This is a genomic window from Acinetobacter sp. TY1, from assembly GCF_048551395.1.
GTDB lineage: Bacteria > Pseudomonadota > Gammaproteobacteria > Pseudomonadales > Moraxellaceae > Acinetobacter.
Map to the genome: position 1 here is coordinate 1 of NZ_JBLYZK010000047.1, position 10,191 is coordinate 10,191.

At 36.3% G+C, this 10,191-nt stretch carries 13 protein-coding genes and 1 pseudogene; 3 read left to right on the top strand and 11 right to left on the bottom strand.

The window, feature by feature from the left end:
• Positions 1 to 916, top strand: a 916-nt coding sequence (tet(39), locus tag ACK2M2_RS15645) for a tetracycline efflux MFS transporter Tet(39) (RefSeq protein ID WP_419349782.1), incomplete at its 5' end; no start/stop codon positions are given.
• Positions 917 to 1,139: 223 nt separating this feature from the next.
• Here the strand turns inward: tet(39) (ACK2M2_RS15645) and ACK2M2_RS15650 are convergent.
• The 4 genes from ACK2M2_RS15650 to mobQ all read right to left on the bottom strand — a co-directional run bounded on the left by ACK2M2_RS15650 (position 1,140) and on the right by mobQ (position 5,209).
• The gene (locus ACK2M2_RS15650; protein WP_001125247.1) at positions 1,140 to 1,283 is read right to left on the bottom strand and encodes a hypothetical protein; all 144 of its coding nucleotides are present in this window, start codon (positions 1,281 to 1,283) and stop codon (positions 1,140 to 1,142) included.
• 18 nt (positions 1,284 to 1,301) lie between these two features.
• Positions 1,302 to 1,877 carry a plasmid replication DNA-binding protein gene (locus tag ACK2M2_RS15655; RefSeq protein WP_002011656.1) on the bottom strand — a complete coding sequence of 192 codons (576 nt, stop codon included), beginning with the start codon at positions 1,875 to 1,877 and terminating at the stop codon, positions 1,302 to 1,304.
• Complete coding sequence (gene repM, locus ACK2M2_RS15660) at positions 1,870 to 2,820, bottom strand: replication initiation protein RepM (protein WP_002011663.1); 951 nt, start codon at positions 2,818 to 2,820, stop codon at positions 1,870 to 1,872. The genes ACK2M2_RS15655 and repM overlap by 8 nt, the downstream gene beginning before the upstream one ends.
• 637 nt (positions 2,821 to 3,457) lie before the next feature.
• On the bottom strand, positions 3,458 to 5,209 hold the full coding sequence (gene mobQ / locus ACK2M2_RS15665) for a MobQ family relaxase (protein ID WP_419349784.1): 1,752 nt from the start codon (positions 5,207 to 5,209) through the stop codon (positions 3,458 to 3,460).
• Positions 5,210 to 5,458: 249 nt separating this feature from the next.
• On the opposite strand from mobQ, the gene ACK2M2_RS15670 reads away from it, so the two are divergent.
• Positions 5,459 to 5,833, top strand: coding sequence for a hypothetical protein (locus ACK2M2_RS15670; RefSeq protein WP_002011652.1), 375 nt, complete (start codon positions 5,459 to 5,461; stop codon positions 5,831 to 5,833).
• 58 nt (positions 5,834 to 5,891) lie between these two features.
• Here ACK2M2_RS15670 and ACK2M2_RS15675 read toward each other — a convergent pair whose 3' ends face one another.
• The 7 genes from ACK2M2_RS15675 to ACK2M2_RS15705 form a co-directional block, all read right to left on the bottom strand.
• Complete coding sequence (locus tag ACK2M2_RS15675; protein ID WP_419349786.1) at positions 5,892 to 6,290, bottom strand: protein-export chaperone SecB; 399 nt, start codon at positions 6,288 to 6,290, stop codon at positions 5,892 to 5,894.
• A 3-nt stretch (positions 6,291 to 6,293) separates the two neighbouring features.
• A complete protein-coding gene (locus ACK2M2_RS15680) occupies positions 6,294 to 6,695 on the bottom strand; it encodes a hypothetical protein (protein ID WP_419349788.1) in 402 nt (133 codons plus the stop codon).
• Positions 6,696 to 6,713: 18 nt separating this feature from the next.
• Complete coding sequence (locus tag ACK2M2_RS15685; protein WP_419349790.1) at positions 6,714 to 7,310, bottom strand: hypothetical protein; 597 nt, start codon at positions 7,308 to 7,310, stop codon at positions 6,714 to 6,716.
• Positions 7,311 to 7,408: 98 nt separating this feature from the next.
• Positions 7,409 to 8,092 carry a DUF4145 domain-containing protein gene (locus ACK2M2_RS15690; protein ID WP_419349792.1) on the bottom strand — a complete coding sequence of 228 codons (684 nt, stop codon included), beginning with the start codon at positions 8,090 to 8,092 and terminating at the stop codon, positions 7,409 to 7,411.
• Between the two features lie 163 nt (positions 8,093 to 8,255).
• The gene (locus tag ACK2M2_RS15695) at positions 8,256 to 8,570 is read right to left on the bottom strand and encodes a BrnA antitoxin family protein (protein WP_047930176.1); all 315 of its coding nucleotides are present in this window, start codon (positions 8,568 to 8,570) and stop codon (positions 8,256 to 8,258) included.
• Positions 8,557 to 8,844 (bottom strand): BrnT family toxin, encoded by a 288-nt coding sequence (locus ACK2M2_RS15700; RefSeq protein WP_004884492.1) that lies wholly within the window; start codon positions 8,842 to 8,844, stop codon positions 8,557 to 8,559. The genes ACK2M2_RS15695 and ACK2M2_RS15700 overlap by 14 nt, the downstream gene beginning before the upstream one ends.
• 291 nt (positions 8,845 to 9,135) lie before the next feature.
• Positions 9,136 to 9,777: a TetR/AcrR family transcriptional regulator C-terminal domain-containing protein gene (locus tag ACK2M2_RS15705; protein WP_004787586.1), complete on the bottom strand. Its 642-nt coding sequence runs from the start codon at positions 9,775 to 9,777 to the stop codon at positions 9,136 to 9,138.
• A 65-nt stretch (positions 9,778 to 9,842) separates the two neighbouring features.
• Here ACK2M2_RS15705 and tet(39) (ACK2M2_RS15710) point away from each other — a divergent pair.
• A pseudogene (tet(39), locus tag ACK2M2_RS15710) lies at positions 9,843 to 10,191 on the top strand (tetracycline efflux MFS transporter Tet(39)); the annotation flags it as partial.

The following is a 10,191-nucleotide window of genomic DNA, read 5'->3' on the forward strand; positions in this document are numbered from 1 at the left end:
TCCTTCTCTATTGTGGCTATATATTGGTCGTATTTTTGCGGGAATTACAGGTGCCAACATGGCTGTTGCAACAGCTTATGTTTCAGATATTACTCCAGCCCATGAGCGTGCAAAAAGGTTTGGTCTCCTTGGAGCTGTCTTTGGTATTGGGTTTATAGCGGGTCCGGTAATAGGTGGAGTTTTGGGTGAATGGAACTTACATGCACCGTTCTTTGCTGCTGCTTTTATGAATGGGATTAATTTAATAATGACAGCAGTCTTATTAAAAGAATCAAAACACAGCAATAAAATGACTGAGAAGGTTCAGGAGCAATCAATATTAAAGAAATTATCCTATTTGATCACTCAACCTAATATGGCTCCATTGCTTGGTATCTTTTTAATTATCACATTGGTTTCACAAGTCCCCGCAACTTTATGGGTTATCTATGGGCAGGATCGTTATGGCTGGAGTATATTTATTGCAGGTGTTTCCCTTGCTAGTTATGGAATATGCCATTCTATTGCACAGGCTTTTGCTATCGCCCCTATGGTAAAGAGGTTTGGAGAGAAAAATACGTTGTTATGTGGAATAGCTTGCGATGCAATTGGTTTACTTCTTTTATCTATTGCTGTTGAAGAATGGGTGCCTTTTGCGTTGTTACCATTGTTTGCCCTTGGTGGAGTAGCCGTTCCTGCTTTGCAAGCAATGATGTCCAGAGGTATTAGTGATGAAAGACAAGGTGAATTACAAGGGCTATTAAGCAGTTTTAATAGTCTGGGGGCTATAATTGGTCCTGTATTAGTTACTAGCCTCTATTTTATGACTCAGGCATCAGCTCCTGGAATGGTATGGGCATTAGCTGCAATACTTTATGTAATCACCCTACCCTTATTGCTTAAGTATCGCCTGAATAAATATTCTGGAGTTCCATAAAATATTTAATTTATTGGTTTAAAAACTAATGGATTCTATAGTTTATCTAAAATTAACATAATACACCTTATACGAAATGCTCTTTTTATATCTATATAATTCAATGTGTTAATTGATATCATAAAGCCGAACTCAGCTGAGTTCGGCTTTTTTGTTGAATACTACCGTTCCACGCTTAATCTTTAATCAATGTTCCACGCTTTTGATTAGCTCAATTGAATAATCAGGATGCCTGGTCTTTTTCTTTTTGGCGTTCATCCAGCTCTTTCTTCAGTGCCTTTTTATCCTGGTACGATGCAATCAGCATAATCGGGATCAGCAGCGGAGCCACAATAATGCCCAGGGCAATATCTTTCAGTTTCGGCATGAGCTCTCCCTTGATTGCTCAGTCATGATCAAAAACAGCATTCAGTACACGGCCAAATAAGCCACGTTTTTTGTGTTGTGGCACTGCCACATTTTGCAACGTGGCATGCTGTAGCGTTTGGGTGTGGTATGCCGTAGTTTCTTGCTGTGGCACTGCCACATTTTCTGCAATATTTAATTCATTATTCTTTTTATTATCATTGTCTTGTTGTGTTGTCGCATGCTGTGGTAGGTCGGTGTCGCATGCCGTAGCATCTTGTTGTGGTGCTGCTGTGGCAGGAGCAACACTTTTCAGCTCAATGAGTGTTTGCATACGGTCAATTTGTTGCATTAACCGTTCTTCACGTTCTTGGTATTTTTTGACTTCATTTTCTAAATGGGCAATAAGTTTTTTTGTAGATTCATCACCTTCTTGCTTAGATGATTCAATTTTTTGAGATGTTTGCTCAGGTTCTCCAAAGCATCGGATGACCTCTGCTAGATCGAATTGTCCATCACTGGAGCGTGATAAACGTCCATTACGTACAGCTCTGTAAATGGTTGATCTATCCACATGAAATTTTTTAGATACTTCACTTAGTGATAACTTAGCCATTTACGGTGTCCTTTTTATTTGATGGCATATATCCCACTTTTTTTAGGTATGGGTATAGTTCTTTTATTCGGTCAGGGTCTTGCAGCATCTCAGCAATACGAATAGCAAATTGCGGATAGCTTTCAGTTCCCTGGGAATAACGACCCATTTCAGGAAGTTCGGAAAGTTTATTTGCAAACATATGCCGTTGAGCATCGGTCATCTTTGAAGAAAGACCCAAAGTATCCGGATCTCTTTCTATTGATGGGCTGTCCTTCTTTTTCTGTTTAAAGTTAAAAGAAAATCCTGAAATTGATCGACCTCTTTTGTGTTGTTCATACTTCACTGTGATATCTGTATGTTCGTTAATTTGTTTAATAGCGAGCTCAAGTACACTAGTTTTAAAGCGTTCCATACGCTTGTACTCAGTATCGAGTACGCCAATTCTTTGACGGAAATCACTTAGCTCTATAATTGGAGTAGAGCCCGTACTTCTCCAAGCAATTAATAACTCATATAAACGAACAGCATAAGCACTACTGAGATTACTAACTTGCTGCAATTCGTATTTAGTAAAATGCTCTTCTAAGCGCGTAATTAATGGAACTATGGCAGGGGCAAAAATAAGCTTAACCACTGCTTCATTATCTACATATCCAATTTCACTAACCCAACGGGATCTATAGTTCTCAATATTCCCTCTTTCATTTATTTTTTGATAGCTGAATTGTCTTGCGAATAAATCATTACAGGCATCTTTTAATGCCTGATAAGCGGTATTGCGATGTACGCCAAATTGATTGATATAGCTTTCTGCATGGACAGTTAAGGGATCATTAGCATTAATCCCTTTCCCACTTTCTCTTGCCTCAACAATAGCTAATAAAATTAAACGTTGTTCTACTAAATCTAAGTTATAACTTGCATTAATTAAGGCATTGTCTTTTACAACTAACTCTCTCATGAAGCACCAGTATTATTTATTATGCTATGACACCTTAATTAATTTTAGTGCTATAAGCAAGGTAAACGGTGTCATATTGCAAGGTAAACGGTGTTATATTGCAAGGTAAACGGTGTCATATTGCAAGGTAAACGGTGTCATATGAAGTCTAGAAGCCTTTATTTACAAGGCTTTCAGCTTACCTAAAAGCATTTAAAAACTTTAAAATAATTAAAAGCCCAGGCAAGGAAAAATTGCCCTATGTTTTCGCTACGCTCAAACTCTATTGAACTTCGCTTTCGCTCAGTTCGTAGGGGCAATTTTTGGCTTAAAATTTCGTGACTTTTTAAAAAAGAAAAGCAACTAGGAATTCGCTTCGCTCATAGAACTTTTTCACTCGCTTCGCTCGACATAAAGCCACCGTAATCAGTTCGCACCCATTCGGGATGCTCTGATTCTGAGTTCTTGATACACAGGGGAGCCTGTAATCAGGGAAAAACAGGTGAAAAAATTTAGATCCCTGTAGTTCGCTCGTAGACACTCGCTAAATGCTCTCATTTGCGATTTAAGAGTTTTTTCTTAACTCAACTATAAAATCTACTGTGGTTTAGCAAAACATCGCTAAAAACCCTATTTTTTTGCGTTTAAACAGCATTCATCAAGGTCGGTAATCGTTGTTATTTTCATTTTCTGGTTTTTTAGGCTCATTTTTCTGCTGTTTTTCCAATTCTTGGCGTTTTAAAAATGCCAAATGTTCTCGTTCGTGTCTTTCTTGTTCATAGCGTTGTTCTTTTTGCTCTCGTTCTTTACGTAATTGCTCTCTAAATTCACTTTCTCTGCGATCATTTTCAATTCTTCGTTGGCGATCTACTTCCGCTTGGCGTACTTGCTGCATTCTTTCTTGTTCAATTTTGAGATCATCTGCCCGTTTTGCTTTAAGGAGGGGACTCATATCATCATTAAAATCATGTAGGGTATCGAATGAATGAACGTACTCTCGTTTTAGCTTCTGCCAAAACGAGGGTTTTATCGTTGGTCGTTCAATCCCATTATTTTCCAGTATCTCTGAGCATTGGCCTAAGCGCTGGACAACATTCTCAATATCGTATTCTTTAGCAAGTTGTTCGACCTCGGTTGCGTATTCTCTCCAGTTCTCATTTTTTGCCTGTTCTACTGATTTTTCAGTCGCATAAAAATCAGGTTTTTTTATATCTCTGTAAGTATGATGATAAGAGTCATAAAACAAATTATTGGTATGTAGGTAAAAATCGCTTTTGTTTTCTGCTAACCATCGTTTTGTCTTGGTGAGATTTGATTCAATCTGCTTTTGATTATCAGCAGCATTGCTTTGAATGGTGTAAAACTGATTGGCAAATTCTGCATAAATATCCTGGCACCGAATGAAGTCATCATATGCGTTGTCGATCTGTTGAACCTGTTGTTCTTGCAGGCGTTCTTCTTCTAGGTTGAGATTTACTAATTCTGCTAAAAGCTCTTTTTCTTCTGCTTCGGTTAACTGAAGTTCGTTTTCCAGCTGGGTAATCTGATCTTCTAATCGACTTGGAACAATAATTTCTTGATCAAGGCCCTTGATGATCTGTTGGTATTCTCGTGCAGCATCTAAATTTTTGGCTTTGATTGCATCATTTTCAAGTGCAATTCTTGGTAGCACAATTTCAGTGTTACGTTCTTCAAGCGGTCTTTTTTGTTCCTCGTCATATTGTCTGCGAAGTGCTGTAGCTTCATGCCCTTCATGATGAGTGGGTTCAAGAAAGTCTAAGCCCTGATCCTTGTAACTCCGGTGGTCGATTCGTTCGTCTAGCCCGGCATTTTCCAATACTGTATTTACAACATTGGCAAAAGTTGCTCGGCTGTCCTTCAGGATCTCGGGACCATGGTCGTTGAAGATTCTTTGTTTCTTTCCTAATTCGCCTTTTTCATTGATGAGTCTGGTAGTGAACATCATGTGTACGTGATAGTTTTTATTATTGGTTTCATCGTTATGTTCATGTGGTGCATGGATGCAGGCATCGACAATAACATTGTGCTTGTTCACAAAGTCTCGGCAAAAGTCATCAACGATTTTTATGCGTTCTGCATCTGTTAATTCATGTGGTAAAGCACAGATATATTCTTTGGCGAGTCGTGCATTGGCTTTCATTGAGCCATTGGCATTGAATTCTTTTTTTTCTACTGTATTCCAAAGTGTTTGACGGTCTAAAAGTTTTGTATTGGTATGTTCTGGTGCATAAATATTTTTGTATGCAAGTCCCTTTTTTTTAGTGTAGTCCTGAGTCTTTCCAAAAGTCAGATCCTCTAATTTTTCACAGGCACGATAAGCAGCACAAGCAACGGCTGAACGTCCGTCACTTCGTGAGATATTGCTTTCATTCAAATGAAAAATTGCCATTTTAAAAACCTAAATTTCTGCATACCGTGGTTTTGATTTTCGCAACTTTGAAAAAGTTGCTGACCATGCTAAAGCGAGGTCAGGGGGTTCCCCTGTCGCAACGTCCACTTTTAAATGAAATGATAAAAGTGGGTAAGTGCGCCCTTCGTTTCACTCCGGGAAAACTTCGCTTCGCTACGTTTGATATTGCTTGCTTTGTTTTTTGACTCTATGATGATGTTTGATTATTGATCATCACGGTTTAATACTATGTCAGATATTCAAGAAAAGAAAGATACAGTTTTAAAGAAACTCACCAAAGCACAGCAGAAAAAATTATCCCTGCAAGAGCAAATTGAGTATTTAAAAAAAGAACAAGAGCAGATCTTAGAACAGGCAAAACAGAAACAGAATGAGCTTAAACTCAAACAGCAAAAACTTTTAAGCGAAGCAAAAGCTCAAGAACGGAAAAATGAAACTAGACGGAAAATTTTGCTTGGCGCTTGGGTTTTGAATAAATTTAAAAATGATGAATCTTTTAAACATCAATGGGCTGATTTTGAGCAGTTTTTAAGTGCGGAAAGTAAGACAGAAGAAAATAGACAGAAAGATAAAGAGCTTTTTAATGATCTTTTTAAGGGATAAGTTCTAAATTTCATATAAGAGATTTTATGTTAAGTAGCCCAAGAACTTGGGCTATTTGTTATTGAGTATTTTCTTTTTTCTTTCTGTATAAAAGTTCAAAATTAACAGAAGGTAAATACATCACTTCTAAACCGCAATTAACAAAATTATTAGCGATAAAAGATCTAAAAAATGGATAAGCAATAGCAGGAGCATTCACAAAAGGAAATTTAGATTTTTTGAAATCCTCATTAACTTCAGAATCTACTTTGAATTCTGCTAAGAAAATAGTATCTACGTGATAACCACTTTGGTGTTCTATTAATGCTTTAATAACGACAATAAATTTATCTTTTACAGAATCAGGAAATTCAACCTGGTAATCAAAACTAAATTTTTCTTCTTGCTGAGTAAAATCATCTTGAGCAGGCTGTATTTTTAAAAAAAGAACTTTAGTTGAAGTTAATTGAATATTCATATTTTATGCAGCGCATTGATATTGATTAGAAACTTCTTGGGTTTTGAAGTTTCTAATCATTTCTACAGAATCGTAAGGCAATGGTGATGATAAATCATAATTCACAAATTCTTTATTTCTTTCGATAGAAAGGGAAATTAGGATCTTTGATATATCATTAGGAATAGACATAGTTGATGAAGGCTCAATTGGAACATCTATTGTTGGCAATAGCATTTCAATTGGTGAACCAATTAGATTTTCTGTCGTATTCAATGAAAAACTTGCACAAAATTCCTCTAGTGATGGAGATGATGTACATTTTTCATTTACTTCAATTAATTCTTCCAGAAAAGAATCAATGTCATCGATTTCATTGATCCAAGCTTTTGCAGTTTGAATGCAATCTTTTGAATATGAAGCCATAACTTTCTCCTAGTGGAGTTAAGGATATACCCAATTAATATGATTTATCATATTTGATGATTCAGGGTAAACAACAATTTGTTGGCGAGTGGGTAACAATAGACATTCACCACCTGTGTCTTTTATAAATTCAATAGACTCAGTCTTTTTAGATTTAATGTCTGAAGCTTTAACCACTTTATAAGCCAATTTGTTTAAAAGTCTTAATGCTGAAAAAAGAGTAGATACGTTAATTCCTTGTTGCTTTAAACGTTGAATTTGTTTCCTAGTACTTTGCTTTTTTGCATCAGTAGCTTGGTCAACAATTTCATCCAGCAAACAATAAAAATTGTTTTTAAACTTAATAAACTCAAGTTGGTGATCAACATTACCTACAAGATCCCAAAACTGGTCTTTAGGAACATTAATTTCAAATTGATTTATAGCATAATTAGATCGATAGTGATCTTTTCCCCATTCATGAGCAAAAAAAATACTATCAGTCCATAGGTAATAACCTTTACCAAGCCATTGTTTTTCTTGAGAACTACTCAAAAAAGGAACTCTTGGAATTATAAAGTCTTTTCCACCATCTAGTTTGCAAGTGTGAAAACAATTTAAGGTTAGTGATACCAATGTACCCTACTCCTTTCCCCCAGAGTGTTGGGAATTATATAGATAATGTACTAAAAATTATATATTTAATATAATTATAAAATAGGCTCTATAAGATTTTACTTCTGATTTTTTTTGGTTCTTTTTGGAATCACTTGTTTGTACTCATCAAATTTCAAAGTCTTGTATTCCAAAGATATGATGTCTTCGACAACCATAAGTAAATTATCCAACATCTCTTTTTCTGGCCTAAATCCTCTGTGACCAGCTGCATTTCCAGCTTCAATCACTGTGTCTAGTAACTCAAATTGTTTTTGATTGATATATTTCTGTTCTAGCATCTTTTTTAATTTATCTTTAAAAGATCCAGAATCCCCAATTTTCTTGACTATATATCTATCAATAATCGTTCTAATTCCTGAAAGTGCTAATATAAATAATCCTTTGTTATAAGCAGATATAACTTCAAAAAACAAAGACATATCTTCAACAGGTAAGTGGAAAGACCATTTCCTATTTTGATATGCATTTGAATTAAAATTAGGGTAGGAAAGACTTATATATTTATGTTCATGACAATGACCACTAGAACTAATACGATTATTCAATTCTTGAAGTTCTAAAGGAATTTTTTCAAAATTATTAGCATTATTTTTTAACTGATAAGTATCAATGTGAAGTAACGGTGCTTCACATTTTTTACATTCACAAAATTGATATGCATCTATTGAAATAGACCAAATACTTGTCGCTATATCTGTATCGGAGTCCTTAACAAATCCTTCTATAGGTCTAGGAAACATTTTAAAAAAGGATCTTTTTTGGGGCGTCTCATGTTTACAGTTCCAACAGTGCTTCCATATTTCCATTACTTTACTCTTAATTTAGTGAATACCTTTTAATTTTTCTAAAATTAACATAATACACCTTATGCGAAGTCAAAAATGGGAGCCTAAGCTCCCATTTTTACTGATGTTTTTTTAATTCTTTTAGCATGGCATCCCGCAAGATTTCATTCATGCGTGTCTGATAACCTTTACCTTGTGCTTTGAACCATGCAAGTACGTCAGCATCTAAACGAATAGATGTTTGTTGCTTCACTGGTCGATAGAATTGATTGTGGCGTACAGCATTGCTCCAGTCGGTAATTTCAGGCATATCTGAGAGATCTAGCTGATCGTCAGGAACCGTTCCCTTAGCAAGCAAGCGTTGAATTTCAGCATCTTGCTTGTCGCTGAATTTTTCATTCAGTTCTTTGCGTGAGTATCTAACCATGCTCATATCTATCTCGCTCCGCCTTAGTTACTTGTCTTGCACTAATGATTCGTATGATTTCACAGTCATCTTCATCAAAGATGGTGTGAGCTACTAAGAGCATTAGTACGCCTTTTACTTTTCCAATGGTTTGCCAACGTTCTTCACCATCGGTATGTCTGTCTTGGATTGAGATCCTTAATGGATCATCAAAAACAAGGCTTGCCGTTTCGAAAGAGACATCGTGTTTTTTCTGATTCTTTCGATTCTTTGCCTCATCCCATTCGAAATACTGTTCCATAAAAAACATTCAAATTTGTATATACAATAATGTATCACAAAATTGTATCACTCAAACTGAAATGCGTAATTTTTAGTCAAAACTATTGGCAAGAACTATCAAAAACGATCATAAAAAAGCCGACTTGTTTCCAAGTCAGCTTTTCGGGTTTGCGTCCCCGATTTTTTATAGCATAACTTTTTGAAATATAAAACTATTTTTATATGCGTTTCGTATAAGCTCTATTATGTTAAATAATTAAGGATAAAAGCTTTATTACTAAATAGAACAGTTGCTTAAAGCAGTATAGAGTTAAGTTTGCATTTTAATATCAAGTTGTCTTTCAGCACCGATAATCACCATACGAATCCCATTTTCAAAAATGTCATCCGCATTCATATTTTGTAAGGTATTCACTCCTTGGAGCATGAGTGGATATATAGTTGGATCGGCTTCGAATGGTGGGTCTGATCTTATTTCTTCTTGCTGCTCCTCAAGGACCCACCCAACAATAAACCTTCCTAATGTCATAAGTAATGCAACTGCTTCAACAGGAGAAAACCCAGCATGAGATAACAGCGCAACTTGGGCCTCAATCGTGTTGAAATGTCCTTGACTGGGGCTAGTTCTTGCATGTAGACGAGCACCATCACGGTAAGCTAGTAGTGCTCGACGAAAGCTTACAGAATTAGCGAGCAACCAATCTTGCCATGTCATCCCATCGATGGGTAAAGAAACTAAATGGTGTTCATTTATAATGGTTTCCGCCATTGCTTCCATTAACAAGGATTTATTCTTGAAATGCCAATATAGAGTTGGAGATTTAATACCCAATCGTTGAGCTAGCTTGCGTGTGGTTATTGAATCTATGCCTTCTTCATTCAACATATCCAATGCGGTACGCAGGACTATTTCACGTGTCAGACGTTGAGGTGCAATATCTTTTTTACTCATAAATCTATCACTGATAGGGAGTGTGTGAGAGAATATTAATTCTATCATTGCTAGAGAAGGCATTTGTGAAGAAATCATTGAGCGTGATTTTAATCACTATATTTCTGGATGCTGTTGGGATTGGTTTAATTATGCCGATCTTGCCTGAATTATTACGGTCATTGGCTGGAGCTGAAGCAGGCGGTGTTCACTATGGTGCTTTATTAGCTGTGTATGCTCTGATGCAGTTCATTTTTGCACCTATCCTTGGAGCGTTGAGTGACCGATTTGGACGTCGACCTGTATTAATTATTTCAATTGCTGGTGCAACGGCTGATTATCTCCTAATGGCTGCTGCTCCTTCTCTATTGTGGCTATATATTGGTCGTATTTTTGCGGGAATTACAGGTGCCAACATGGCTGTTGCAACAGCTT